The 25,475-nt window shown below is 66.8% G+C and carries 28 protein-coding genes; 12 read left to right on the forward strand and 16 right to left on the reverse strand.

What is annotated here, in order from left to right:
* Positions 1-15: 15 nt before the first annotated feature.
* Positions 16-210, reverse strand: a complete 195-nt coding sequence (locus tag ACPCUW_RS06215) for a DUF1918 domain-containing protein (RefSeq protein WP_423423958.1) — start codon at positions 208-210, stop codon at positions 16-18.
* Positions 211-392: 182 nt separating this feature from the next.
* Between ACPCUW_RS06215 and ACPCUW_RS06220 the strand changes: the two genes are divergently transcribed.
* Complete coding sequence (locus ACPCUW_RS06220) at positions 393-968, forward strand: dihydrofolate reductase family protein (protein ID WP_423423960.1); 576 nt, start codon at positions 393-395, stop codon at positions 966-968.
* A gap of 26 nt (positions 969-994) precedes the next feature.
* Here ACPCUW_RS06220 and ACPCUW_RS06225 read toward each other — a convergent pair whose 3' ends face one another.
* Entirely contained in the window at positions 995-1,411 is a 417-nt protein-coding gene (locus ACPCUW_RS06225; protein ID WP_030516482.1) for a secondary thiamine-phosphate synthase enzyme YjbQ, read from the reverse strand.
* A 388-nt stretch (positions 1,412-1,799) separates the two neighbouring features.
* Between ACPCUW_RS06225 and ACPCUW_RS06230 the strand changes: the two genes are divergently transcribed.
* Together ACPCUW_RS06230 and ACPCUW_RS06235 are read left to right on the forward strand one after the other, a co-directional pair.
* The gene (locus tag ACPCUW_RS06230) at positions 1,800-3,065 is read left to right on the forward strand and encodes an aspartate kinase (protein WP_030516481.1); all 1,266 of its coding nucleotides are present in this window, start codon (positions 1,800-1,802) and stop codon (positions 3,063-3,065) included.
* Positions 3,066-3,068: 3 nt separating this feature from the next.
* Positions 3,069-4,103, forward strand: a complete 1,035-nt coding sequence (locus ACPCUW_RS06235) for an aspartate-semialdehyde dehydrogenase (protein ID WP_030516480.1) — start codon at positions 3,069-3,071, stop codon at positions 4,101-4,103.
* Positions 4,104-4,183: 80 nt separating this feature from the next.
* Here the strand turns inward: ACPCUW_RS06235 and ACPCUW_RS06240 are convergent, their stop codons facing one another.
* Complete coding sequence (locus tag ACPCUW_RS06240) at positions 4,184-4,780, reverse strand: TetR/AcrR family transcriptional regulator (RefSeq protein ID WP_290047502.1); 597 nt, start codon at positions 4,778-4,780, stop codon at positions 4,184-4,186.
* A gap of 94 nt (positions 4,781-4,874) precedes the next feature.
* Between ACPCUW_RS06240 and ACPCUW_RS06245 the strand changes: the two genes are divergently transcribed.
* The gene (locus tag ACPCUW_RS06245) at positions 4,875-5,291 is read left to right on the forward strand and encodes a nuclear transport factor 2 family protein (RefSeq protein ID WP_036525238.1); all 417 of its coding nucleotides are present in this window, start codon (positions 4,875-4,877) and stop codon (positions 5,289-5,291) included.
* A 34-nt stretch (positions 5,292-5,325) separates the two neighbouring features.
* Here the strand turns inward: ACPCUW_RS06245 and ACPCUW_RS06250 are convergent, their stop codons facing one another.
* Positions 5,326-6,672: a serine hydrolase domain-containing protein gene (locus tag ACPCUW_RS06250; protein ID WP_423423964.1), complete on the reverse strand. Its 1,347-nt coding sequence runs from the start codon at positions 6,670-6,672 to the stop codon at positions 5,326-5,328.
* Between the two features lie 218 nt (positions 6,673-6,890).
* Between ACPCUW_RS06250 and ACPCUW_RS06255 the strand changes: the two genes are divergently transcribed.
* Positions 6,891-7,334 carry a Fur family transcriptional regulator gene (locus ACPCUW_RS06255; protein WP_063011017.1) on the forward strand — a complete coding sequence of 148 codons (444 nt, stop codon included), beginning with the start codon at positions 6,891-6,893 and terminating at the stop codon, positions 7,332-7,334.
* Positions 7,335-7,385: 51 nt separating this feature from the next.
* Positions 7,386-8,852 (forward strand): catalase, encoded by a 1,467-nt coding sequence (locus ACPCUW_RS06260; protein WP_063011074.1) that lies wholly within the window; start codon positions 7,386-7,388, stop codon positions 8,850-8,852.
* A gap of 68 nt (positions 8,853-8,920) precedes the next feature.
* Here ACPCUW_RS06260 and ACPCUW_RS06265 read toward each other — a convergent pair whose 3' ends face one another.
* The gene (locus tag ACPCUW_RS06265; protein ID WP_423423967.1) at positions 8,921-9,592 is read right to left on the reverse strand and encodes a TetR/AcrR family transcriptional regulator; all 672 of its coding nucleotides are present in this window, start codon (positions 9,590-9,592) and stop codon (positions 8,921-8,923) included.
* A 103-nt stretch (positions 9,593-9,695) separates the two neighbouring features.
* On the opposite strand from ACPCUW_RS06265, the gene ACPCUW_RS06270 reads away from it, so the two are divergent.
* Positions 9,696-10,433: an SDR family oxidoreductase gene (locus tag ACPCUW_RS06270; protein WP_423423968.1), complete on the forward strand. Its 738-nt coding sequence runs from the start codon at positions 9,696-9,698 to the stop codon at positions 10,431-10,433.
* Positions 10,434-10,839: 406 nt separating this feature from the next.
* On the opposite strand, the gene ACPCUW_RS06275 is transcribed toward ACPCUW_RS06270, so the two are convergent.
* From ACPCUW_RS06275 to ACPCUW_RS06300, 6 genes are all read right to left on the reverse strand, one after another.
* Positions 10,840-11,505, reverse strand: coding sequence for a LutC/YkgG family protein (locus ACPCUW_RS06275; protein ID WP_305779536.1), 666 nt, complete (start codon positions 11,503-11,505; stop codon positions 10,840-10,842).
* An 86-nt stretch (positions 11,506-11,591) separates the two neighbouring features.
* Positions 11,592-12,632, reverse strand: a complete 1,041-nt coding sequence (locus tag ACPCUW_RS06280; protein WP_423423970.1) for a tellurite resistance/C4-dicarboxylate transporter family protein — start codon at positions 12,630-12,632, stop codon at positions 11,592-11,594.
* A gap of 74 nt (positions 12,633-12,706) precedes the next feature.
* Positions 12,707-14,485, reverse strand: coding sequence for a chloride channel protein (locus ACPCUW_RS06285; RefSeq protein ID WP_423423972.1), 1,779 nt, complete (start codon positions 14,483-14,485; stop codon positions 12,707-12,709).
* The gene (locus ACPCUW_RS06290; RefSeq protein ID WP_423423974.1) at positions 14,482-14,994 is read right to left on the reverse strand and encodes a MarR family winged helix-turn-helix transcriptional regulator; all 513 of its coding nucleotides are present in this window, start codon (positions 14,992-14,994) and stop codon (positions 14,482-14,484) included. The genes ACPCUW_RS06285 and ACPCUW_RS06290 overlap by 4 nt, the downstream gene beginning before the upstream one ends.
* A gap of 220 nt (positions 14,995-15,214) precedes the next feature.
* Positions 15,215-15,418, reverse strand: coding sequence for a DUF397 domain-containing protein (locus tag ACPCUW_RS06295; RefSeq protein ID WP_063011026.1), 204 nt, complete (start codon positions 15,416-15,418; stop codon positions 15,215-15,217).
* On the reverse strand, positions 15,415-16,305 hold the full coding sequence (locus ACPCUW_RS06300; protein ID WP_423423976.1) for a helix-turn-helix domain-containing protein: 891 nt from the start codon (positions 16,303-16,305) through the stop codon (positions 15,415-15,417). The genes ACPCUW_RS06295 and ACPCUW_RS06300 overlap by 4 nt, the downstream gene beginning before the upstream one ends.
* Positions 16,306-16,657: 352 nt before the next feature.
* Between ACPCUW_RS06300 and ACPCUW_RS06305 the strand changes: the two genes are divergently transcribed.
* The 3 genes from ACPCUW_RS06305 (at position 16,658) to ACPCUW_RS06315 (ending at position 18,406) form a co-directional block, all read left to right on the forward strand.
* Complete coding sequence (locus ACPCUW_RS06305; protein WP_063011028.1) at positions 16,658-16,843, forward strand: hypothetical protein; 186 nt, start codon at positions 16,658-16,660, stop codon at positions 16,841-16,843.
* A 2-nt stretch (positions 16,844-16,845) separates the two neighbouring features.
* Positions 16,846-17,127 (forward strand): hypothetical protein, encoded by a 282-nt coding sequence (locus tag ACPCUW_RS06310; RefSeq protein WP_305779533.1) that lies wholly within the window; start codon positions 16,846-16,848, stop codon positions 17,125-17,127.
* A 742-nt stretch (positions 17,128-17,869) separates the two neighbouring features.
* Positions 17,870-18,406, forward strand: a complete 537-nt coding sequence (locus ACPCUW_RS06315) for a Uma2 family endonuclease (protein ID WP_423423979.1) — start codon at positions 17,870-17,872, stop codon at positions 18,404-18,406.
* Positions 18,407-18,474: 68 nt separating this feature from the next.
* Here the strand turns inward: ACPCUW_RS06315 and ACPCUW_RS06320 are convergent, their stop codons facing one another.
* Complete coding sequence (locus ACPCUW_RS06320; RefSeq protein WP_063011032.1) at positions 18,475-20,091, reverse strand: GMC family oxidoreductase; 1,617 nt, start codon at positions 20,089-20,091, stop codon at positions 18,475-18,477.
* Positions 20,092-20,417: 326 nt separating this feature from the next.
* Between ACPCUW_RS06320 and ACPCUW_RS06325 the strand changes: the two genes are divergently transcribed.
* Complete coding sequence (locus tag ACPCUW_RS06325) at positions 20,418-20,909, forward strand: glutathione peroxidase (RefSeq protein WP_063011034.1); 492 nt, start codon at positions 20,418-20,420, stop codon at positions 20,907-20,909.
* Between the two features lie 28 nt (positions 20,910-20,937).
* Here ACPCUW_RS06325 and ACPCUW_RS06330 read toward each other — a convergent pair whose 3' ends face one another.
* Positions 20,938-21,504: a TetR/AcrR family transcriptional regulator gene (locus ACPCUW_RS06330; RefSeq protein ID WP_030516462.1), complete on the reverse strand. Its 567-nt coding sequence runs from the start codon at positions 21,502-21,504 to the stop codon at positions 20,938-20,940.
* A 169-nt stretch (positions 21,505-21,673) separates the two neighbouring features.
* On the opposite strand from ACPCUW_RS06330, the gene ACPCUW_RS06335 reads away from it, so the two are divergent.
* Positions 21,674-22,360, forward strand: a complete 687-nt coding sequence (locus tag ACPCUW_RS06335; RefSeq protein WP_305779531.1) for a class I SAM-dependent methyltransferase — start codon at positions 21,674-21,676, stop codon at positions 22,358-22,360.
* Between the two features lie 36 nt (positions 22,361-22,396).
* On the opposite strand, the gene ACPCUW_RS06340 is transcribed toward ACPCUW_RS06335, so the two are convergent.
* The 3 genes from ACPCUW_RS06340 to ACPCUW_RS06350 are packed head-to-tail and all read right to left on the reverse strand — an operon-like array spanning position 22,397 to position 25,441.
* Positions 22,397-23,470, reverse strand: coding sequence for a prenyltransferase (locus ACPCUW_RS06340; protein WP_423423980.1), 1,074 nt, complete (start codon positions 23,468-23,470; stop codon positions 22,397-22,399).
* Complete coding sequence (locus ACPCUW_RS06345; RefSeq protein WP_423423981.1) at positions 23,457-24,188, reverse strand: class I SAM-dependent methyltransferase; 732 nt, start codon at positions 24,186-24,188, stop codon at positions 23,457-23,459. Before ACPCUW_RS06345 ends, ACPCUW_RS06340 begins: the two co-directional genes overlap by 14 nt.
* Entirely contained in the window at positions 24,182-25,441 is a 1,260-nt protein-coding gene (locus ACPCUW_RS06350) for a glycosyltransferase family 4 protein (protein WP_063011042.1), read from the reverse strand. Before ACPCUW_RS06350 ends, ACPCUW_RS06345 begins: the two co-directional genes overlap by 7 nt.
* Positions 25,442-25,475 lie beyond the last annotated feature (34 nt).

A 25,475-nucleotide genomic window follows, 5' to 3' on the forward strand; every position in this document is an offset into this window, starting at 1 on the left:
TCCTCGTCCGCACAGCTACCGGTGGTGAAGGACCTCCCAGTCCGGCCCGGGAAAGACCAGACTTTCGTGCCCGTCCTCGAACCGGACGAGGTAGGGCGGGGCGCCGTCGGTGCCGCGCGCCTCGATGATTTCGCCGGTGCGTTCGGGCATTCCCACAGCATTGCTGTGGACGCGAATGTGATCACCTACATGCGCCTGCATGACCGCCATTATTGTTCGATGTGATACTGCTCACAAGTCAATGTCATAGTTCCCAGCCGCCCGAATCGCTAATCCTGGCGATCCCTCCGGATCGGCGCGCGACAACTTTTTAATCCGCTTGACACCACTCTGTCTGTAGTACTACGTTTCAACCACTACAGTTAAAGTGCAACAGGCAAGGCGGTGTCGGTATGCGAAAGCTCCTCTACTTCGTCGGCGTCTCGCTCGACGGCTACATCGCCGGGCCGGGTGGGGAGTACGACTTCTATCCCGTGGCCGAGGACATGGCGGAATTCGTCAACGGCCGCTATCCGGAGTCGGTTCCCGCGCACATCCGCCCGCAATTCGGAATGGCCGTGGACGAACCCAACAAGGAATGGGACACGATTCTCATGGGGCGAGGCACATACGAACCCGCGCTGTCGGCCGGCATCGCCAGCCCGTATCCCCATCTGAAGCAGTACGTCGTCTCGGCCACGCTCGATCGCGTCGACGATCCGGAGGTCGAACTGGTTCCGAGCGATCCGGTAGCTCTGGTGCGTCGCCTGAAGCAGCAGGACGGCAAGGACATCTGGCTGTGCGGCGGGGGACAACTGGCCGGTGCGCTCGTCGACGAGATCGACGAGTTGATCATCAAGAGTTATCCGGTGGTCGCGGGCGCCGGCATCAGCGCGTTCACCGGCAACTTCCGGCCGACCGCGTTCACGCCGGTGCAACGCCGCGAATTCGGCAACGGCGCACAGATCACCTGGTTCGAGCGCGGCTGACGTGCCCGGCCGGTAGGCGGCCGCGATCAACCGGCGTCGCGCAGGAAGGACAGGCGCACCCGGCGGATCGGATTGTCGACGTTGAGGTCCACGAAGGCGATCGACTGCCAGGTGCCCAGGGTCAGCTCGCCGCCCAGCACCGGCACGGTGGCGTAGGGGGCGATCAGCGCGGGCATGACGTGCGAGCGGCCGTGCCCGCGCGAGCCGTGGGCGTGGCGCCAGCGATCATCGGCGGGCAGCAGATCGCGCAGGGCGCGCAGCAGATCGTCGTCGCTGCCCGCGCCGAGCTCGATCAGGGCCACGCCGGCGGTGGCGTGCGGGACGAAGACGTGCAGCAGTCCGTCGCCGCCGCCGGCCTCGCGCAGAAACGTGGCGCACTGCGGCGTCAGGTCGTGCACGACCTCCCGATCGCCGGTGTGCAGCTCGATTTCGATGCTCTTCATAGGCCCATCGTGCGCTTTCGCCGCGGCGTGCATCGTCGACTCGCGCGAAGGGGTTCGCCGACCGGGTGCTAAACCGGTCGGTGTGATTACTCACACCGGTACGCCGGCTGTTGCGCCGAGACGGGGCGCCGGGTGCCGGCGGACCCGGAAAACCGCTGATGAACGGGGCTGTGCGCGCCGATTCCGATGCGCCGCACGGGCTCTGCCGCCGCGACCGCGCACCGTAGCGCCGCTCCGGAACGGGATCGCCGCTGGTCGGCGTGGCGAATTCGGTGGGCCGGGCCGCCCGATCCCGGTGGCCGCTCGGAGGTAGCCCGCCACCGAGCGGACTCCGATCGGTAGTCTTATTGGCTGTAACAGCAGCTAGTCGATCTTGGAGGACCCCACTGTGGCTCTCGTCGTTCAGAAGTACGGAGGATCTTCGCTCGAGTCTGCCGAGCGGATCCGGCGCGTCGCTGAGCGGATCGTCGAGACGAAGAAGCAGGGGCACGACGTGGTCGTCGTGTGCTCGGCAATGGGTGACACCACCGACGAACTGCTCGACCTGGCCCAGCAGGTGGCGCCCGCGCCGCCGGCCCGCGAACTCGACATGCTGCTGACCTCCGGTGAGCGCATCTCGAATGCGTTGGTGGCCATGGCGATTCACTCGCTCGGCGCCGAGGCCCGGTCGTTCACCGGTTCCCAGGCGGGAGTCATCACCACCGGCACCCACGGCAACGCCCGCATCATCGACGTGACCCCCTCCCGGGTCCGCGATGCGCTCGACGAGGGCTTGATCGTGCTGGTCGCGGGCTTCCAGGGTGTCTCGCAGGACAGCCGCGACATCACCACGCTGGGCCGCGGCGGCTCCGACACCACCGCGGTCGCCCTGGCCGCCGCGCTCGAGGCCGACGTCTGCGAGATCTACACCGACGTCGACGGCGTGTTCACCGCCGATCCGCGGATCGTGCCGGATGCGCAGAAGCTGGAGCAGGTGAGCTTCGAGGAAATGCTCGAGCTGGCCGCCACCGGCGCCAAGGTGCTGATGCTGCGCTGCGTCGAATACGCCCGCCGCTACAACGTTCCGGTGCATGTGCGGTCGTCCTATACCGACCGCAAGGGCACCTATATCTACGGATCGATGGAGGACATCCCCTTGGAGGACGCAATTCTCACCGGCGTCGCGCACGATCGCAGCGAGGCCAAGGTGACCGTGGTGGCCCTGCCGGACGAGCCGGGCTATGCGGCCAAGGTGTTCCGGGCCATCGCCGACGCCGAGATCAACATCGACATGGTGTTGCAGAACATCTCCAAGGTCGAGACGGGTAAGACCGACATCACCTTCACCCTGCCCAAGGCCGACGGGCCGCGCGCGGTGGAGTTCCTGACCAAGCGCCAGAGCGAACTGGGCTTCAGCCAGGTTCTCTACGACGACCACATCGGCAAGGTCTCCCTCGTCGGCGCGGGTATGAAGAGCCACCCCGGCGTCACCGCCACCTTCTGTGAGGCGCTGGCCAAGGCAGGTATCAACATCGACCTCATCTCCACCTCCGAGATCCGCATCTCCGTGCTGGTCAAGGACACCGAGCTGGACGGCGCCGTGCAGGTGCTGCACAAGGCGTTCGACCTGGGCGGCGACGAGGTCGCGGTCGTGCACGCGGGATCGGGGCGATAAACCATGGGTGTACGCGTAGGTGTGGTCGGTGCGACCGGGCAGGTCGGCGCCGTCATGCGAAAACTGCTGGAGGAGCGCGACTTTCCCGCCGACGAGGTGCGATTCTTCGCCTCGGCGCGTTCGGCCGGGAAGAAGTTGCCCTGGCGCGGCGGCGAGATCGTGGTCGAGGACACCGAGACCGCGGATCCGTCCGGACTGGATATCGCCCTGTTCTCCGCAGGCGCCACCATGTCCCGGGTGCAGGCGCCGCGGTTCGCGGCTGCGGGCGTGACCGTCATCGACAACTCCTCGGCGTGGCGCAAGGACCCCGAGGTGCCGCTGGTGGTCAGCGAGGTGAATCCCGAACAGACCCGCAATCTGGTCAAGGGCATCATCGCCAATCCGAACTGCACCACGATGGCCGCCATGCCGGTGCTCAAGCCCCTGCACGACGAGGCCGGACTCCAGCGACTGATCGTCTCCAGCTACCAGGCCGTCTCCGGTAGTGGGCTGGCCGGTGTGGAGGAGCTGGCCACGCAGGCCCGCGCGGTGATCGGGGACGCCGAGAAGCTGACCCACGACGGCAGCGCCCTGCAGTTCCCCGCGCCGAACAAATACGTCGCGCCGATCGCGTTCAACGTGCTGCCGCTGGCGGGTTCGCTCGTCGACGACGGTTCCGGTGAAACCGACGAGGACCAGAAGCTGCGCAACGAGAGTCGCAAGATTCTCGGTCTGCCCGATCTGCTGGTCAGCGGTACCTGTGTGCGCGTGCCGGTCTTCACTGGGCATTCGTTGTCGATCAATGCCGAATTCGCGCGGCCGCTCTCGGTGGAGCGGGCGAAGCAACTGCTCGCCGACGCGGCCGGTGTGAAGCTGGTCGACGTTCCGACGCCGCTGGAAGCGGCCGGTAAGGACGAGTCGCTGGTGGGCCGGATCCGCCAGGATCCGGGCGTGCCGGAGGGGCGTGGCCTGGCGCTGTTCGTCTCGGGTGACAACCTGCGAAAGGGCGCCGCGCTCAACACCATTCAGATCGCGGAAGTTCTGCTCGCGCAGCGCTGACACTGCATTTTCGAACGGGCCGTCCGATTGCGGGCGGCCCGTTTTCCTTTCGGGGCGCTCAGCCGGTCGTGTGCGGAGGCTCAGCCGGCCGGTTCGCTGCGGGCCCGGAGTCCGTCGAAGACGACGGCGAAAGCGCGGGCTCGCTGCTCGCCGGTGGCGGTGTGCGTGCCCGCGAAGGCGCCCTTCAGCACCCGCATCAGATCGTCGAAGTCGATATCGTCGCGGATCGCGCCGCAATCCTGGGCGCGCCGCAGCAACCGGGCGATCGCGGCCTGGAATTCCTTTGTGGGACCGGTGATTTCGATCGACTGGTGACCGCCCAGCGCATCGGCGAGATCGCGCTTGACCCCACCCTCGGTGACCATGTGGTCCAGCAGGTCGAAGAAGGCGGCCCCCGGATCGTCGGCGGCTTCGAGTCCGCGCGCATAGTCGACCATTCGCTCGATGTTGTCGACGATGGCGGCGTGGAACAGGGCTTCCTTGGTGGGGAAGTGGCGGTAGACGGTGCCGGGTCCCACCCCGGCGCGCCGCGCGATCTCGTCCAGCGGGACCGAAATACCTTCGGCGGCAAAGGCTTCCCTGGCGGCGGCGAGTACGCGCTCCCGGTTGCGGCGGGCGTCGGCGCGCAGGGCGCGGCGCGGTTCGGCCGCCGGGTCCACTAACTGTTTCTCCGCCACAGCGCGAGTCTACCCGGTTACCGTTGACAAACGGGGCGTGCGTTCCGGATTATAAACGGGGCGTACATTCCGCTTCTAACAGAGGGAGTTTGTCATGGTTTCCAGTTCGGTGCGCAGTGCCCGCCAGGTGGTCGAGGACCTGTTCGCGACATTGCCGGCGCGTGATGCCGACGCCTTCGTCGCGGCGCTCGCCCCCGATGCGGTTTTCGAGATCCCGTTCCCGATTCCGGGGATGCCGGAGCGGCTCGAGGGGCGGGAGGCGATCCGTGAACACCTCGCACAACGCTGGTCGGGCCTGTCGGGTGTCGAGGTGCACGGGGTCTATCCCACGGTCTACGAATCCACTTCGGACGGAGTGCTTTTCGTGGAGAACGAGGTGGATATGACGCTGCCGGGCGCGCCACGAGCGCGAGTTCGCACCTCGGTGAACGTGGTGCACGTGCGGGACGGGGAAGTGACCCTGTTCCGGGATTACATGGATACCGCGCGGATCGCGCGGATCGCCGGCTGACCGCGGCCGGTCGCCTCTCATCGATGCCGCTGCGTCAGCGGATGCCCGGTGTGCGGGGATCGGGCCCGAGGCAGACCAGTAGAGCACATCCCGGCGGGGCATCCGAGAACGGCGGTGCCAGTGGGGTGTTCAGACAGGACAGCACCGAACAGCCGGGATAGGAGTCGGGCCCGACTCCGAAAATCGCCAGCGTGATGTACGGATCGAAGAACGCGCGGGGGTCCAGGGTGACCGGTGGTTCGACATAGGGACCGGGGTCCGGAATCGGCGGTTGCTGGAAGGCGCCCAGCAGCCTGCGGAAGAATTCCCAGGTCAGCTCGGTCAGGTTCTGCAGGATGCCGGTCGGCCCGCCGCTGCTGTGGTTGCCGAAGACGCCGGTCCACACCACGGTGAGATCCAGGCTCGGGATGAAGAAGACGTCCTGCAGCCCGAGACCGGACATCGCGAACACATCCGGGGGCAGGAACGACGGTATCTCGATACATCCGGGGCGGGCCCAGAACAGATAGCCGTAGCACTCGCGGCCCGGGCCCGTCTGCTGGGCGCGGTGCAGATAATCGGCCGAGATCACCTGCACCCCGTTCCAGTCGCCGTGGCCGGCGACCAGCTGGGCGATCTTTGCGAGATCGTCCGGCGGGATCATCAGGTGCGCGTAGCCGTAGGTGTGACCGGAACGGTCGCGGGCCCAGTAGTAGTCGCTACGCTGGATACCCAAGGGAGAGAACAGTTCCCGCTGCGCGAACTGCTGCAGTGGTTCGCCGACGGCCAGTTCGATCACGTACGACAGCAGATCGACATTGCGCTGACTGTAGGAGAACCGGGTGCCGGGCGGATTGTCGAGCGGGACCCCGAGCGCCTGCACGGCACTGTTCGGATCGATCGGCACCACCCCGGAGATGCCCTCGTTGATCACTCCGACATGCAGGCCCGAGCGCTCGGTCAGCAAATCCTCGACGGTGATCGCGCGGTGGGCGGCGTCGCCGAGACCGGGCGGCAGATAGCGGTCGATCGGCGCGTCGATATCGAGTTTGCCCTGATCCCAGGCGATTCCGGCGATCAGCGAGACCACGCTCTTGGTGACGCTCCAGATATTCCACGGCGTCGTATCGGTGGCGTCGTTGTGCGCGCCGGTTCCGATCAGGCAGTTGTGCCGAAAGATCTTGACGTTCAGCCGGTTCCGTTCGTCGGCGAACCGCAGGGCGGAAGCCAGCCGCGCCGCGTCCAGGCCCGCCGATTCCGGCGTGGCTCGTTCGAATCCGCGTCCGGACGAGACCGCGCAGGTCTGGGCACTCTCCGCGCGCGCCGGGACCGCAGTGGCGGAGGTACCACCGATCAGTACGACGACGAGAACCCCGATCACACAGCCCTGGAGGCGTCCCATGAGCCGAGGTTAACCACCGGCATTCGTGGTGGTGCCCAACACGCAACCGCCGCAACCAAATCGGAATCGGTGTCGCGGTTTTCGGTCGAACGCCGGGTCCGCTCCGCGCAGGGGGACGCCGCCGAGCGTAAGCCCGGCGGCGTCGTGCGCGGCACTCCCGCAAAACGTCCCTTTCGGTCTTTTCTTGACTTATTCCAGAAAACGGGCAGACTGGGTTCATGCACACCGGTGGTTTCGATCCGCGCGAACGATTGCGCGCGGCCGGTCTGCGGGTCACCCGCCCGCGGGTGGCGGTGCTGGAAGCGGTTGCCGCCCATCCGCATTCGGATGCCGACAGGGTGGCCGCCGCGGTCCGGCAGCAGCTGGGTTCGGTGTCGACACAGGCTGTGTACGACGTACTGCACGCCTGTGTCGGCGCCGGCCTGCTGCGCCGGATCGAACCGGCCGGTTCGCCGGCCCGGTACGAAACCCGCATCGCCGACAACCATCACCATCTGGTGTGCAGGAACTGCGGCACGGTCGTGGACGTGGACTGTGCCGTGGGCCGTGCCCCCTGCCTCGACCCGTCGGACGCGCACGGGTTCACGATCGACGAAGCCGAGGTCGTGTTCTGGGGACTCTGCCCGCAATGCCGTCGCGGTGACGACGCGCCATCCCGATAGCCCGGACATCCCGGGCGACAGCAGAAACAGGAGGCTGCGATGACAAAGCCGATCAGTGGGCCGACCACTACCAACACCGGCACTCCGGTCCCCAGCGACAACGAATCGCTGACCGCCGGGACCGAGGGCCCGATTCTGCTGCACGACCACTATTTGATCGAGAAGCTCGCCCAGTTCAACCGGGAGCGGGTGCCGGAGCGGATCGTGCACGCCAAGGGTGCGGGGGCCTTCGGTGAGCTCGTCGTCACCAATGACGTCAGCCGCTACACCAAGGCGAAGCTGTTCCAGCCGGGCGCGCGGACCGAGTCGCTGGTGCGGTTCTCCACCGTCGCCGGCGAGCAGGGCAGCCCCGACACCTGGCGCGATCCGCGCGGCTTCGCGGTCAAGTTCTACACCCCGGACGGCAACTACGACCTGGTCGGCAACAACACCCCGGTGTTCTTCATCAAGGATCCGATCAAGTTCCCCGACTTCATCCGTTCGCAGAAGCGGTTGCCGGGCAACGGTCTTCGCGATCACAACATGCAGTGGGACTTCTGGACCCTGCGCCCGGAATCGGCGCATCAGGTGACCTGGCTGATGGGCGACCGCGGTATTCCCAAGACCTACCGCCATATGAACGGCTACGGCTCGCATACCTATCAGTGGATCAACGCCGAGGGTGAACGGTTCTGGGTGAAGTACCACTTCAAGACCGATCAGGGCATCGAATTCCTGACCCAGGCCGAGGCCGATCGGCTGGCGGGCACCGATCCCGACTATCACCGCCAGGATCTGTGGGAGGCGATCGAACGCGGTGAGTTCCCCAGCTGGACTCTGTATGTGCAGATCATGCCGGTGGGTGAGGCGGCGAACTACCGCTTCAACCCGTTCGATCTGACCAAGGTGTGGTCGCACAAGGACTACCCGCTGATCGAGGTCGGTACCTGGACGCTGAACCGCAACCCGAGCAACTACTTCGTCGAGATCGAACAGGCCGCATTCGAGCCGTCGGCGATCGTGCCGGGCATCGGCTATTCGCCGGACAAGATGTTGCTGGGCCGGGTCTTCGCCTATGCCGACGCTCATCGCTACCGCATCGGCACCAACTACCACCAGCTGCCGCCGAACCGCGCGCGTGCGGCCGAGGTGAACTCCTATTCCAAGGAGGGCGCCATGCGCTACGACTTCAACGCGCCGGAAGTGCCTGTGTACGCGCCGAATTCGTTCGGCGGCCCACATGCCGACGCGGCCGCGGCCCCGGAGGAGGCGGCGTGGAGTTTCGAGCCCGAGCAGGTGCGGGCCGGCTACGTTCAGCACGCCGAGGACAGCGACTGGGCGCAGCCGGGCACGCTGGTGCGTGAGGTCTTCAACGACGAACAGCGAGAGCGCCTGGTGGACAACGTGGTCGGGCATGTGCTCGGCGGCGTGCGCGAACCGGTGCTGAGCCGGGTGTTCGACTACTGGAAGAACGTCGATCCGGAGATCGGCAAGCGCATCGAGGAAGGTGTGCGCGCCGGTCTGAACGGCAACAGCTGACCAGGACGACATCCGCGGCCCGCATCGGATTTCGGTGCGGGCCGGCCACATCGTGAACAGGCCTTCCGTCAGCGGGTTTCGATCCGTGGGATCGGATCCGCTGACTCATCTCCGGGTGTGTGAGAAGTGTCAACCGCGGGCGGGAGCAGGATGTCGACGAGCCGTGCCGCCGTGGTGTGGTCGAGCGGGGCATGGCCGAGCAGGAAGCGGTACCAGAACAGGCCGTACAGCAGATCCACCAGGAGGTCCGCATCCGTGTCGCCGGGCAGTTCGCCACGCGTGATCGCCCGCTCGAGAATGTCGTGCGCGGCGGCGCGGCGCGTGGCGGTGAACTCCTGTAGTAATTCGGCGAGGTGGGGGTCGCGGGCGGCCTCGCGCACCAGCGCGCGCAACGCCGGGGCGGTCGAATCCCCCTGGGCACCGGTGAAAGTCGAATCCGCGACGGCCAGCAGGTCGGTGCGCACCGAGCCGGTGTCCGGGGTCGGCACCTCTTGGCGAGCGCGTTCGAGCAGGGCTTCGAGCAGCACCGCACCCTTCGACGGCCACCAGCGGTAGATCGTCTGCTTGCCGACCCCGGCCGCGGCGGCGATGGAATCGACCGTGACCGACCCGCCGTCGGAGGTGGCGAGCTGGGCGAGGGCGGCGTCCAGAATCGCGCGGTGGGTTGCCTCGTTCCGGCGCCGGCCGGTGTGCGCGCGTTCGGGTGGGGGCGAATCCGGTTGCTGCGGTGGTGGTCCCATGGTCTACCTCCCAGCGGTGGCGGTGCGCGGGAATATTGCGCCCGCTACGCTCGTTGTCGAGACTGTCAGTCTCGACAAACTGTACAGGACGGGAACAGTAGCAATGAGCGCTTCCAGCACCGGCATCCCGCGCGTCGTCGTCATGGGCGGTAGTTCCGGAATCGGTGCGGCCACCGCCGCGCTGTTCGCGAACGAGGGCGCCGAGGTCGCCGTCACCGGCCGCAGCCAGGTCAAACTCGACGCGGCGGTGGCACGGCTGGGTGGCAAGACCAGCGGCTATCGGATGGACGCGACCGACGGCGAGCAGATCGCGGCATTCTTCGCGCAGTCCGGCAGCATCGACCACCTCATCATCGCGGTCAGCGGTTCGGCGGGCAGCGGTCCGTTCGCCGAACTCGATCTCGACCACTTGGCGGAGGGGTTCGACGGTAAGTTCTGGCCGCAGGTGAAAATCGTGAAAGCGGCTCTGCCACATCTGGTTTCGAACGGATCGATCACCCTGATCACCGCCGCGTCGGCGCATGCCGCCTTCCCCGGCACCGCCGGACTGGCCGCGATCAACGGGGCGCTGAACGCCATGGTGCCTCCGCTGGCGGTCGAACTCGCCCCGCTGCGGGTCAACGCGGTAGCCCCCGGCGTCATCGACACCGAATGGTGGGATCGAGTGCCGGAGGAACGCCGCCGCACCCTCTTCGACGGCCTCGCCGCCACCACACCCGTCGGGCGCGTAGGCGACCCGGAGGAACTGGCCCGGGCCGTGCACATGATCGCCACCAACGGCTTCGTCAGCGGCGTGGTGCTCGATGTGACCGGCGGGGCGAACCTGCCCACCGGCCGCTGAGGTACCCGCTCGCCGGTGGTCGGCCCGGCGAGGTGCTGCCCGGTGGGGCGCCGATCGGTCAGATCAAGCCCCACCAGTAGAGCAGGGTAGCCAGAACGAAGACGACCGCAGTTTCCATACCCCCATCATTCCTCGAGTCGGACACCCGCGCCGCTGCCGAATCGAGACCGGGGGCCGTCGGCAAGGTCGAGCACCGCATACACAGCCGATCCGCCCGGTCTGTCACCCCTCGTCGACAGACCGAGCGGATCGGCTCGGTTGCAGCCGGTGGGTGATCCTGCCGCCCCCTCTCGCGGCAGGAGCACTCCCGGTGTCGAGGACGACAATGCCGGGGTGCGCTTGCCGCGCCCTTAACGAGCGCTTGTGGGGCGGGGAAGGTGTGTGGGAAGGGAATAGGGCCCGTCGATCAACCGACGATGACGACGACCAGGCGTCGCTCGGTCTCCTCGATGACGCCGCCGACCTTGCCGGAGTCGGCCTCCGGATCGGTCATGGCGGTCGGCCCGCCGAACCAGGTGATGGATCGGCGCGGGTCCAGTTTGTCCAGGACCTGCGGCAGGGAGTAGTCGATCTGCTCGACGCGGACCACGCAGATGTGACAGTCGGCCAGGACGGCGGCATCGCGGCGGCACTGTCCCGGTCCGCCGTCGAGAATCAGGGTGCCGGCGTCGGCCACCGCGCCGGCGCACCCGGTGACCACGGCATCGGTACGTTCGCGATCGAGAATCGACAGGTGCGGTTGATCGTCGAGGACACGGTGTTCGCCCGTCAGTTCCCAGCGCCGCAGCCAATGTTCGGGCAGCCCGTCGGGCGCCAGCGCCGAGCGGGCGCCGTGGGCCCGCAGGGCCGAGTCGATCGCCCCCGGAATCTCATCCGCGCCGACCCGATGGACCTGGGCGCCATGATGTTTGAGGCGATCGATGAACAGTTCGACGATCTCGGCCTGGTCCTCGGCCGAGGGCACCGGGGCGTTGCGCTGATAGTTGCGCGGCACCGGCACCATACGTTCGTCATTGGGTAGCGCCTCGAGGGCATCGCGCACGCGGCGCAGGAAATCCTCCCGCGAGGTCACCGTGAATCTCCCGTTCCATTGCTCCGGCTCCTCCCGCCGGATCGTACTTCGCGAACCAGGCTACCGTGCGGTAGGAGATCGCGAGCTCAGCCTACGGATTCCCGGCTACGCCGGCGGCGGATCAGCGTGACGACCAGATCGGCCGCGGTGGCCGCCCACACCGCCAGCGCCACCCACGCCTCACCGTGTCCGAAGGCGACCATCCATTGTTCGCCGGTGGCCTTGCCCAGTTCGGCGGTTCCCACGCCGTACATGCCCACGGGAAACACGATGCTCCACAGTCCGGGTTCGTAGCTCAGCCCGAAGTGCCGGACCAGATGCCGCCAGATGCCGGCCGCCAGCAGCAGCGGCACCAGCCAGCTGCCGAAGGCCCACAGCACCAGCGTCGAACCCTCGAGCATGGGCCGTACCGTCGCGATCAACGCCACCGAACTCTGATCCATGATCTGGGTGCCGGCCAGCACGCTGATCGCGGTGGCGCCCATGAAGATCCAATAGGTGGGCGCCAGCAGCCGCGCGGTCAGCGACGTGCCGAACAGCGTGCCCAGCACCACTGTCGCCACGATGCCGTAGAGCACCACGCCGACCGACCAGCACAGCAGCGCCGGCACCGCGAAACGCTGACCCCACGGCTGCGGCAGCGCGGTGGCGGCCACCGCGAGCGATTGCGTGCCGACCACCCACAGGAACCAGGTGCCGTTGGCTCCGGTCACCGCGGTGGGCGCGCCGTGATGCACCATCAGCAACGCCGGAATCGCGTAGACGAGTACCGCCCACGCGACCGTCGCCACCAGCAACAAGGCCAGCGCCGCACCCGCCCAGGCGTGTCGCGAGAGCCCCGCCGACAACACCGCGGTGCCGGCGACGAAGGCGAGATAGGTGAAGCCGGTCGCGGGATTCACCGCGTCGCCGATCACGCGGTCGCGGAAGAACGCGATGCGCAGCAGGGTCGCCACCACGAGCACGGTATAGGCGATCAGGCCGATGATCAGCAGGGCGGTGCCGCCCCATTCCCACCCCGCCGAGCCGACGGCCCGCGAGACGATGCCGGTCGCCATCACCGAGGCGAACCACCCCGGCCCGAGATTCGCCACGAAACCCACTCGCCGCCCGAACGACTCGCTCACAGCGCGAGTGTTCCACGCGAACGTCGCCGAGCCGCGCATCCACACGCTCCGGGCTCGGGTCGAGCTGACGCCGCTCAGGCGACGGTGACCTTGTCGTCCTCGGCAGCTGGTTCCTCGCGAACGACCAGCAGGCGTTCGCGGTGGTGTTCCTCGTGCAGGTCGCGGCGGCGGGCGTGCAACAGTTGTTCGAGAGTGACGATGCCGCACAACCTGTTCGGATCGTCGCGCGCGACCACGGGTGCTGCCGTCACGTGCGCCAGCGCGAGCGCGTTGGCCACCTCGCGCAGCGTGTTGTCCGGATGGACCGAGGTCCGGATGCTCAGGGTGGCGGCCGCGACCGTGGTGCCGAGGCAGTTCTGTAGCACCTGACGGGTGGTCACGCCGACCAGCACGCCGGAACCGTCGACCACCGGGTAGAGCCCGGCGTAGTGGGTCTGCGGCAGGATCGGGTCGATGAGATCGTCGATTCCGAGCACCAGCGGATCGGCGGTCATCACCTCGTGGGTGAAGAACGTCTCCAGCGGATCGGTGGTGTATTCGCGGGTCAGATGCAGTCGGCGGCGGGCGATCTTCTCGGTCAGCACCGAACGCTTGAGCAGCAGTACCGACACCGCGTACGCCGAGACCGAGGCCACCGCCAGCGGCAGCACGTCGTTCCAGGCATGGGTGAGTTCACAGGTGAAGACGATGCCCGTCAGCGGTGAGCGCATCACACCACCCACGACCGCGGCCAGTCCGCACATGGCCCAGAAGCCGGCGGCGACGTGCGGCAGCAATCCGCCCTCGGCAGCTCCCAGCGCCGCGCCGATCATGAACACCGGCGCCAGCACGCCGCCGGAGGTGCCCGAGCCGAGTGAGAGCGACCAGATCAGCGTTTTCACCACGAGAATGCCGACGATCAGCGACAGCGTGGCATGTCCGGTGAGCAACTGGTCGATGACGTCGTAGCCGACGCCGAGCGCTCGCGGTTCGAACAGGCCGCCGATGCCGATGATCAGGCCGCCGATCGCGGGCCACCACATCCAGTGCACGGGAAGTCTGGCGAAGGAGTCCTCGGCGAAATACACCATCGCGGTGGCGGCGATGGCCAGCAGTCCGCCGGTGATGCCGGGGATCAGCGCCAGGCCGTCGGACAGCGCGCCGGGGGTGCGCCCGTCGGTCGCCACCGCGAAGACCGGTCCGTTGCCGAGCATCGCCCAGCGGCAGATGGTGCCGGTGACCACGGCGGCCACCACCGGAACGAAACTGCGTGGCCGCCATTCGAACAGCAGCAGTTCCACCGCGAGCAGAATCGCCGCGAGCGGGGCGTTGAAGGTCGCGGCCATACCCGCCGCCGAACCGGCGACCAGCAGTGTCTTGCGTTCGTCCGCGGACAGTTTCAGCAACTGCGCCAGAATCGAGCCGACCGCGCCGCCGGTCATGATGATCGGCCCCTCGGCGCCGAACGGCCCGCCCGAGCCGATGCTGATCGCCGCCGAGGCCGGCTTGAGCAGCGCCACCCGCGGTTGCACCCGGGACCCGCCGGTGAGAATGGCCTCGATCGCCTCCGGCATGCCGTGGCCGCGAATCTTCTCCGAGCCGTAGCGCGCCATCACCCCGATGATCAGGCCGCCGACGACCGGTGCGCTCAGCACCAGCCACCACGGGTGATGGGTCGCGCCCGGTGCGACCATCTCGGTGCTGAGGCGTTGATAGAACACGAGATTCGTGATGAAGCCGATCAGCTTCAGCAGCGCGTAGGCGGCCCCCGCGGCCGCGCCGCCGACCGGTATCGCGAGTCCGGCGATCAGCAGCAGTCGCGGGGTGACCTGGAAATCACCCAGATGCGTTGCGCGCGAATGCCCGGCGCTCATAACGACCCCGGCCCGGTGGCGGTGACGAAGGGCGTGGTGGCGGCAGCCTGCACCAAGTCCAGCGCCGCGACGATCACGCGGTCGCGCGCCTCGGGAGTGAGCCCGTCGAGCAAGGACCCGAAGGCGACTTTCCGCCGCTGCAGCACCTGGTCGACCACCGCCTGCCCGGCGGTGGTGACCTCGATGGTGACCACGCTGCGGTTGTGCGCATCGGTTCCCCGCGCCACGTATCCGCGGCCCTCGAGTTTGTCGGCCAGCCGCGTCACCGAGGAGGCGTTGACGCCGAGCGCGGCGGCCAGCCGCGACGACGACACCCGGCCGAGGGCCTGCAGGATCAGCAGGAAGCGCATCTGCGGAAAGGTGACGCCGGGAGGCGCGGCGTGGGCGCTGTCCCAGGCGATGGAAACCAGCATCCGGGTCAGCGCTTCCAGTGCCGCGATCTCTGCGGTGGTGCTCTGTGCGGGCGCGGCGTCGGCGGCCGACGCGGCGGTCTCCTCATGGCCTTGCATTAGACAAGAGTTGCAATGTGCAAAGGGTGGGGTCAAGTCGAGCGACCTCCGTTGTGGTCGCGATCACAACGGAGGCTGTGCGGAGTGACGTGCTCCTGCCGGTATCAGTCGGCAGAGAATGACGAAGCCCTCGCGATGTGGCTGCTGCAGGATGCGATCTGTCTTCCGATCGAATTCCCTTGCGCCGCAGAAGGAAATGTGGACTTGTCGAAATGCGGGCTCAGGCGTCGAGCGTGCCGTTGCGGAGGTCGGTGGTGAAGGCGTCCCATTCGGCAGGGGTGAAGACGAGGGCGGGGCCGGTGGGGTTCTTGGAGTCGCGGACGCCTACATGACCGTTGTCGAGGAACGCGGTCTCCACGCACTCTTTGCCGCCCCCGCTGCGGCTGGATTTGAACCACTTGGCGCCGGCTAGGTCCAGGTTCACCGTTCGTGCTCCCTTGCTATCTGCCGCAGTCGGCGCTTGCTCTCTGCAACGTCGTGCGCCGCATCCCGAATGGCGCTGTACGCCTGACGATACCTGGCGACGTCCTTTGCGCGCTCGAGATATAGATCGCCCGCAAAGGATTCGATGTACACGACTGTCGGAGACAGTTCGCGTCCCTTCGAGTCGGTGCCGAAGTCGAGGATGGCAAACGGACCTGTCGGGAGACCTGCGGGAAATCCGGTCTCATAGGGCAGCACTCTCACCGTGACGTTAGCCGGAAGATTTGCCAGATGATGGCATTGTGCCGCCATGATCTTTCCGCTGCCCACAACGGTGTGCAGTACCGATTCATGGATGACGAAATCGACCATGACCGGTTTGACCTTCCGGGTCAGCAACATCTGGCGCTTGACGCGTAGCTGGATTCGCCGTTCCAGCTCCTGCTCGTTGATGTCGGAGTAGTAGCCCAGTTCAATTGCCCGAGCGTAGGCCGGTATTTGTAGGAGTCCAGCGACGATATGGGGTTGGAAGATCGACAGTTTCTCCGACGACGACTCCAATCCGACGTACAAATCGAAGTTTCCGGTGATCACATCATCGAATGCCTGCCACCAACTCTTCTCGGTGCTCTGTTTCGCCAGGCCGATGAGCCCCGCACACACCTCGGGATCGTCGATGTCGTAGATGCGGCACAGCGCCTCCACATCGAGCACGCGGATGGCCGGGGACTTTCCGGCCTCGAGCCGAGACAGTTTGCTCGCCGACCATTGCATCAGCGGCGCAACGTCTTCCAGCCGCAGGCCGACGCCGAGGCGGGCCTCCTTGAGATACCTCCCCAATTGCCGCCGCGGCAGAGTGGTCGAGCTGTCCTCACCGATGTTCGTCACGGATTCCTCGTTTGCATCGTGAGCGGTCGCCGTTTGCACGAGGAAAGAAATCGGCTACCCCCGTGCGAACCGCTCTGGGCCGTCGCAGAACCTTCGTTGCATATGCATGGCGCTATTGTCCCGCCGGCTCATTCGGTGGTCTTCTTGAGCCACCCCGATGGCCGGGAAACTCGAATCGGCAAGTCGCACAACCGTTGCCCCCGGATGCGACTACACCCGTGATGATACCGACGAGACATTACCGCGTAGCACCGACGCCGCAAGGTAATGGCCGAAAAATGGCCCCGGCCATCGGGAGTACCACCAGCCGTATGTCCGCTGGTGCCCCGACGATGTCCGGAGGTGTTCTCCCGTGCACGGTTTGCGACCGATCATCCACAGCGCCCTGCCGACCATGACCACCACGCTCGCTCACCGCATCATGCAGGACCATCTCGACTGCCCGATCACGGTGTGCGCCAGGAAGTTACAGGCCAAACTCTGGCTCGTCGCGACGGGCGCCATGCACCCCGCCGACCGCCCGCACTTCGGGATCTGAGCATGACCAATCCGGTCTTCCACGGCCCGCTCGCCAACCCGATCTCCCCCGAGCGGATGCACCGTGAGATCCACGCCGAACGCCACGCCGACTGCGCCCCGCACACCTGCGAGATGCTCAGCAGCTGCCGCAACATCCTCACAACCCTCGGCCACGACCCCGACGCCGCGACCACCGCCCAATGCCCCGCCTGCCGCACCGGGGCCACCATGAAAACGCCTCGCTCGCAGGACGTCTCGACGCCACCGTCCACACTCCCCACCGAGTGCCGCGAGCGAGCCTGAGGTGCCTGCGGGGTCCCCTCCCGACCCCGCAGGTCACCGCAACTCCCACTACCGCAACGCGTCGCCATCGCAACGCGCCACCACGCCGCCATCGCAGCGCTTCGCGCCGCAACGCCTCGCGCGTCATCTCGCCCGACAAGGAACGACGTATGACACCTTCTCTGCCGCAACGCATTCCACGAACACCGTCGGCACCGGCGATCCAAGGCGACCCACACTGGTACGCCGCAATCGCACAAGCCCTACGCGCCACCCCCGCCGCCCGCTTCCCCTGCCTGAACGACCTGATACCCCGCCGCCCACCAGCATCTCGCGAAACCTGCGTCTATCTCGGCCTGTCGACCCGCGCTGTCTGGAAAGGGCCGACGCGGTGACTCGCAGCGAGGAGCGATCGCCGGCGACTGTCCGGAGATGCTCAGGTGCCGCGCCGATTGCGAGAGACCGCCCTGTGGACGGGGCGGCGATCGGCATCGCCCGCCCGTGAACTTATCGTGCAAACCGCGCCGAGAATGCGAGAAAACCGCGAATATCGTCGACGTTTGCACGATTACTTCGGGGGCACCCGCCGACCCGCGGCATGTTCTGCTGTCGGCGCGGGAACTCGCGCTGCTTGCGCAGTTGCTTCTGTTCCCCGCAACATATTTCGGTGTCGGCGTCGATCCGCCGAACTCGGAGTGAGCAGGTCGGAGACTGCTCGAGAGGAGCGGGTGTCATGACTGTCGATACCGGCGTGTGGGCATAGATGCACCAGCAAATCACGGCAGCGGAATACGATTCCTGGCCCGAAGAGCGCTGTGCGCGAATGGAAATCGTGGCAGGTATCGCCGTTGTGAGCCCCAGCGCGTCCAAGCGGCACAAACGACTGGCACGGGTTCTGGCGAACGCGCTCGATGCCGCGTCGGGACCGGAATGGAACGCCGATACCGACTTCGATGTCCGTCTGCAGGATGTCCCGCTCACCAACCGCCGCCCGGATGTCGTGGTGTACCGAGCGGACACGATCGACATCGCCCCTACCCGCCCGGAACACGTGCTGCTGGTCGCGGAGGTCGTCTCGCCCGGATCCGAGACAACCGATCGGATCGTGAAGGTCGACCAATACGCCAAGGCGGGTATCGCCTTCTATTGGAGAGTCGAACAGGCCGCGACCGGTGTCCCGCTGATCTACACCTACATCCTCGACCCGGCAACGAGGGCGTATCGGACCGGCGAGATGTACACGGGCATTATCAAGGCGACGGCACCTTTCACCGTCGACATCGATCTCAGCGATATCTGACGAGCCGCGAGAACGACGGCCCCGGTTGCGATCGATGATCACAACCGGGGCCGGGCGAACGAGGTGAATTACGCCGAGGCGGTGATGAATTCGGCCGCCTTCTCACCGATCATGTAGCACGGCGCGTTGGTGTTGCCGCCGGTGATGCTCGGCATGATCGAGGCGTCGGCGACCCGCAGGCCCTCGATGCCGCGCACCCGCAGCTGCGGGTCGACCACCGCGCGCTCGTCCACGCCCATCCGGCAGGTGCCGACCGGGTGGTAGACCGAGTGGATCCGCATCGGCAGCTCGCGGCGCAGCGCGGTCTCGTCGGTGAACGCGGGGCCGGGGGAGAACTCCTCGGTGATGTCGCCGGCGATCGCCTTGTTCGCCGCGGCTTCGCGGATCATGCCGATGGCCTCGACCAGGAAGTCCATATCGGCCGGGTCCGAGAGGTAGCCCGGGTCGATCAGCGGCGAGGCCAGCGGGTCGGTGGAGGCCAGGCGCAGTTCGCCGCGGCTCTTCGGGTAGATCAGGGTCGGGAAGATGGTCAGCGCCTCCCGCTTGTCCACCATGTGCAGCTTGTCCTCGTCCTGGTTGGGCGTCGGGTAGCTCCACGGCAGGGTGTGGATCTGCATATCCGGGATGTCCTTGGCGAACGAGGTCCGCACGAAGCCCACGGATTCGAAGACCGTGCGCCCGAACCAGGAGCTGCCGGGGCTGCGCAGTTCCTTGAGGAAACCGGCCGCGAAATGCGACGGAATGCCACGGTGCAGCGCCTTCTTCGAGATGAAGGTCATCGGTACGAACAGGTGGTCGTGCAGGTTCTGGCCGACCGGCAGATCCGCGTTGACCTCGATGCCGAGGTCGCGCAGATGCCCGGCGGGGCCGACGCCGGACAGCATCAGGATGTGCGCGGAACCCATCACGCCACCGGAGACCACGACCTCCTTCTCGGCACGGATGATCCGGCGGCCCTTCTTCTCGATGACCTCGACGCCGGTGGCGCGGCCCTTCTCGATCACCACGCGCGCCACGTGCGCCTTGGTGACGACCTTCAGGTTCGGGTTGGGGCGGTTGGTGATGAAGCCGCGAGAGGAGCTGTAGCGCAAGCCGTCTCGCACGCTCTGCTGGAAGATGCTGATGCCCTCTTGGGACTCACCGTTGTAGTCCTCGATGACCGGGACGCCGAAGGTTTCGGCCGCGGCCTCCATCCACTCCTGGGCGATCGGGGTCAGTTCCTTCTGCCGCGTCACCTCGATGGGACCGCCGGAACCGCGCAGCTCGCTGGCGCCGTCCTCCCAGTTCTCCAGGCGCTTGTAGGCGGGCAGCACGTCCTCGTAGCTCCAGCCCTCACAGCCCTCGGCGGCCCAGGAGTCGAAGTTGGCCTTGTTGCCGCGCACGAAGAGCATGCCGTTGACCGAACTCGAACCGCCCAGCACCTTGCCGCGCGTCATCGGTACCCGGCGCTCGGCGGCGTGCTTCTGCGGAATCGAGTACTGCGACCAGGTGACCTGGTGCTTGAGCTGCGGAACCGTGTGAACCGTCGTGATCATGCCCGGGACCGTGACCAACTTGGTGTTGTCCTTGCGGCCGGCCTCGAGCAGGATGACGCTGGCGCCCTGCTCGGCGAGCCGACTCGCGACAGTGGCACCGGAGCTGCCCGCGCCGATGACGATGTAATCGGCTGCGCTGGTGTCGGTCATGTTCGGTTACCTCATCTTCGAAGTGGTAGCGGCTGATCGCGGCTCCGCTCGGCGCGGGAGCGTGCCTCAGCTCACTGTAGAACAAGTTCTAATAATGGTGAAGACGCACGCTGGGGAAAAATGATCTCCGGGACGCGGTCCGGGAGCGACTTCCTGGCTATGACCAGGGATGTTGTTCACGTCACATCATAGAACAGGTTGCAGTTCTTCGTCGACGCGGAAAGGTGGTGACGAGGGTTCGCCAACTCCCCTCGGCCCGTCGGCGGACGGGCCCGGCGGCGGAAGTCGCCCTCGCGGCGGCCGAGATTCCACCTATCATTTCGACTGTGACCGATATTCGTGAAATTCCCGTACAGACGCTCGCCGGTGAACCCGCGACCCTCGCCGAACTCGCCGGTGACAAGGCGCTACTCGTGGTCAACGTCGCCTCGAAATGCGGTCTGACACCGCAGTACACCGGACTGGTGGCGCTGCAGCAGGCCTACGGCTCACGCGGATTCAGCGTCGTCGGCGTGCCGTGCAACCAGTTCATGGGACAGGAGCCGGGCACCGCCGAGGAGATCCAGCAGTTCTGCTCGACCACCTACGGGGTGGATTTCCCGCTGCTGGCCAAGGTCGACGTCAACGGTGACGACCGGCATCCGCTGTATCGCGAACTCGTGCAGACCGCCGATGCCGAAGGCGATGCCGGCGATATTCAATGGAATTTCGAAAAGTTCCTGATCGATCGTGACGGTAAGGTCGTCGGTCGTTTCCGTCCGCGCACCGAACCGCAGGATCCGAGTGTGGTCGCGGCGATCGAATCGGTATTGCCGTAATTTCCGGACGCCGCCGGAAATCGCGTATTCAGTCCCGCAGCACCTGCAGGGCCGATTTTTCCAGCCGGTCCGCGATTTCGGCATACGAGGCGTAACCCACGCCGGCGCGAACCAGGGCGCCGGCATAAAGCAATTCCAGCGTCTCTACCACATCGGGATCGGCGTCCGGGCCCAGCGCGTCCAGCAGGCGCCTCCGGATCTCGGTCCCGATGCGCAGGCGCAGATGCGCGACGTCGGGATCGGTGCCCAGCAGCGCGCTGGTCACCGCGCCCGCCAGCGCGGGTTCGTCGGCGACCAGCATCGCGATCTGGCGCAAAACGGCGACCACCCGGGTGGTCCGGTCGGCGCCCGCCTCCGGCTCGGGCGGCGCATCGGCGGCCAGTCGCCGCCAGAAGACCTCGGCGACCAGGTGTTCCTTGGAAGAGAAATAGGTGTAGGCGGTGGCCGTACCCACTCCGGCGGCCGCGGCCACCATGCGCACGGTGAGACCGGCGAAGCCCTCGCGCGACAGAACTTCCAGCGCGGCCTTGGTCAGCCGGTCGACGGTATCGGCCTGCTTCTCGGTGAGGCGGCGGCGAGTTGCCTCCATATTCACCGGTGTAGGCTCGGTGGAAATGGGATCGGACACGTGTCTGGATGCTACTCTAGTGAAGCTTCGAAAGCAACTCGCATACCCGTTGCCGAAGCGGATACAGTCGCAAATCACAAAATATCGCATCCGCTCGCAAAGTATCGAGAGATGATTTCCGAAAGGTGTTCTTCTGATGACTCGTGCCGATTCGATAATTCCCGCGGAATCCGAAATTTCCGCGGATACTCGCCGATTGTTCGAGCTGGCCGAGCAGGCGATCGGCTTCATGCCGGTCGAGGAGGGGCGCGCGCTCTACGAGGCCGCCCGGCGCTACGCGGGCGACGGGATAATCGTGGAAATCGGCACCTACTGCGGTAAGTCGGCGATCTATCTCGGCGCGGCGGCCCGCGAAACCGGCGCCACCGTCTACACCATCGACCATCATCACGGGTCCGAGGAACATCAGCCCGGCTGGGAATATCACGACACCTCGCTGGTCGATCCCGAAACCGGCCGCTTCGACACCGTCACCACATTCCGCCGCACCATGGTGCGCGCGGAATTGACCGATACCGTGGTCGGCGTCGTGGGCCCCTCGGCGACCGTCGCGAAGCACTGGCGCAGCCCGATCCGGCTGCTGTTCATCGACGGCGGGCATACCGAGACCGCGGCCCAGCGCGATTACGACGGCTGGGCGCACTGGGTGGCGGCCGGTGGTGTGCTGGCCATCCACGACGTCTTCCCGGATCCGGCCGACGGCGGGCAGGCCCCGTACCACATCTACCGAAAGGCGTTGGACAGCGGCAATTTCCGCGAAGTCGCGGCCATCGGATCGTTGCGGTTGCTCGAGCGCGGCACGGGGTGCGGCGGTAAGGGCTGAAACGGCCGAAGCGGAAGCGGTGAAGTCCCGGCCGGCTCAGCTGGGTGAACGCACGCAGTCGCAGGTGAGGCCGGTCGCGATATCCGCCCCGGGCACCAGGTCGCGGAAGATCCCGTTGCCGCCGGTGGTGCGGGTCAGCGCGTCGGCGGCCAGCACCGCCGCCGCGCCGGTCCAGGTGGTGCGCTCCTCCGGCCAGCGCTTGCCGTCGGCGAAAACCAGTCCGGTCCAATAGGATCCGTCGTCCTCGCGCAGGTGCTGGATACTCGCCAGCAGGCGCAGCGCGCGATCGGAATCGCCGAGGGTGTCCAGCGCCAGTGCCAGTTCGCAGGTTTCGGCGCCGGTCACCCACGGCCGGTCGGAGACGCAGCGAATGCCGATCTCGCCGACGACGAAATCGCTCCAGCGCGAGGCGATCCGGGCATGTCCCGCCTCTCCGCGCAGCGCCCCGCCCAGCACCGGGTAGTACCAATCCATCGAATACCGGTCCTTCTCGGCGAAGGCTTCCGGATGATGCCGCAGTGCGTGGCCGAGGCGCAGGGCCGCGACCTCCCATTCCGGCTGGGCGAGGCCGAGCAGTTCCGCGATCGCCAGCCCACAGCCGATGCTGTGGAACATGCTCGAGCAGCCGGTCAGCAAAGCCTCGGGCAGGATGCCCTGTTCGGTCTGCAGCCAATAGATCTCGCCGTTGCGTCCCTGCTGCAACGAGATGACGTAGTCGATCGCCGCGCACACGGTCGGCCACATCGCGTCCACGAAGCGCCGATCACCGGTGCAGCGGTAGTAGTGCCAGACACCGGTGGCGATGTAGGCACAGAAATTGGTATCGGTATCGGCGGTCTCGACGATGTCGCCGCGAAATTGCGACGGCCAGGAGCCGTCCGCGCGCTGGGTGTCCGCCGACCAGGCGTAGGCGGCGCGCGCGGCGTCGTACAGACCCGCCACCGTCAGCGCCATCGCCGACTCGACATGGTCCCAGGGATCGGTGTGCCCACCCCGGAACCACGGGATGGCGCCGTCGCTGTGCTGTTGTGCGGCAATGGATTCCGCGGTGGCCAGGCACTGCCGGGCGGTGAGAACGCCGGGAATCGAGGGCAGCTCAGCGGCGCGCACCGGACACCGCCGGCTTGGTGAAGTACAGGGCGACGCTCTTGCCGATCACCGGGTCCAGGGCCGATTCGGCGACACGGGTCAGCCACGGCCGTTTCATCATGTCCCACACCAGCATCCGGTGATACAGCTGCACCGGCCGGGCATCGGGCTTGTCCACGCCGACCAGGCATTTCAGCCACCAGTACGGGGCGTGCAGCGCGTGCGCGTGTTCGCTGTGGATGAAGCGCATACCGCGTGCGGCGACCTTGCCGCGCAGTTCGTCGGCGCGGTAGATGCGCACGTGACCGCCCTCGTTGGCGTGGTATTCGTCCGAGAGCAGCCAGCAGATCCGCTCGGGCAGCCAGCGCGGCACCGTGATAGCAAGGGCCCCACCGGGTTTCAGAATGCGCACCAGTTCCGCGATCGCGCCGTCGTCGGCCGGAATGTGCTCGAGGATCTCGGAGGCGATGACCACGTCGAATTCGCCGTCCTCGAAGGGCATGGCCAGCGCGTCGCCCTGGACCGTCTCGGCCTGCGCGTAATCGGGAGCCTCGCCGGCCTCGGCCAGCGCGCCGAACATGACCTTCACATCGGCGAGATCGTCGGCGTTCTGATCGAAGGCGACGATATCGGCGCCGCGCCGGTACGCCTCGAAGGCATGGCGACCCTGTCCGCATCCCACATCGATGACCCGCAGGCCCGGACCGATTCCCAAGCGGTCGAAATCGACGGTCAGCATACGTTCGCCTCCTGTGTATCGGCGGTCAGGTCGGTGCCCTGGCGGCGGGCGATGGCGCGTTCGTACACCGAAACGGTTTGGGCTGCCACGGCTTCCCAGCTGAAGACGGTGAGTGCGCGGTGGCGCCCGGCGGCGCCGAGGTCGTCGATGCGACGCGGATTGTCGAGCAATTTTCCGAGGACGCCGGTCAGTTCGTCCACATTGCCGGGCTCCACCAGTTCGGCACAGTCGGCCGCCACCTCCGGCAGTGCGCCGGCCCGGCTGGCGACCAGGGCGGTGCCGCTGGCCAGCGCCTCCACGGCGGGCAGCGAGAAGCCCTCGTACATGGACGGAATACAGGAGATCTGCGCCGAGGCCAGCAGTTCGGCCAGTGCCTCGTCGGACAGTCCGCTCGACACCGTGACGATATCGGAGATGCCCAGTTCAGCGATCAGCTTCTCGGTGGGGCCGTTCGGTTCCAGCTTGGCCACCAGCTGCAATTCGACGTCGTGGGTGAGCCGCAGCCGCGCGAGCGCCTGGAGCAGGTGAGAGATGCCCTTGAGCGGTTTGTCGGCGCTGGCCACGGCCACGATCCGGCCCGGTACGCGACGCTCGCGCGGCCGGAACAGTTCGGTGTCGACGCCGAGCGGGACCACCCGCAACTGGGAGGCGTCGACGCCGAAGTCGTCGGCGATATCGGCCGCCGAGGTCGAGGAGACGGTGATCAGATCCGGAATCAGCCGGGCGACGCGCTGCTGCATGCCGAGGAACCCGTACCAGCGGTGGACGAACGCCTTGCGCCGCCACGGCGCGGCCGCCAGATCGACGGCCCGGTCGCGGGTGATCGGATGGTGGATGGTGGCCACCAGCGGCACCCGGCGGGCGATGTCGAGCAGTCCGGAACCCAGGCACTGGTTGTCGTGCACGACATCGAAATCCGCTGCGCGCGAACGCAACAGCCGTGCCGCGCGCAGGCTGAACGTGCGCGGCTCGGGGAATCCGGCGGTCCACATCGTGCCCAGTTCCAGCAGGTCGATGCGGTCGCGGATCTCCCCGGGCCGCGGCGTGCGGAACGGATCGGAATCGCGGTACAGATCCAGGCTCGGCACCTCGGTCAGCTTTACCCGGGGATCGAGCAGTTCCGGGTAGGGCTGACCGGAGAACACCTCGACCTCATGGCCGAGTTCGGCCAGGCCGTGGCTCAACTTCCGGACATACACCCCCTGCCCGCCACAGTGGGTCTTGCTGCGGTAGGACAGCAGGGCGATACGCACGTCTTCGGCTCACTTCCTGTTCAGGCGCCAGGTC

It is taken from the genome of Nocardia sp. AB354 (assembly GCF_049538315.1).
Taxonomy (GTDB): Bacteria; Actinomycetota; Actinomycetes; order Mycobacteriales; family Mycobacteriaceae; genus Nocardia; species Nocardia nova.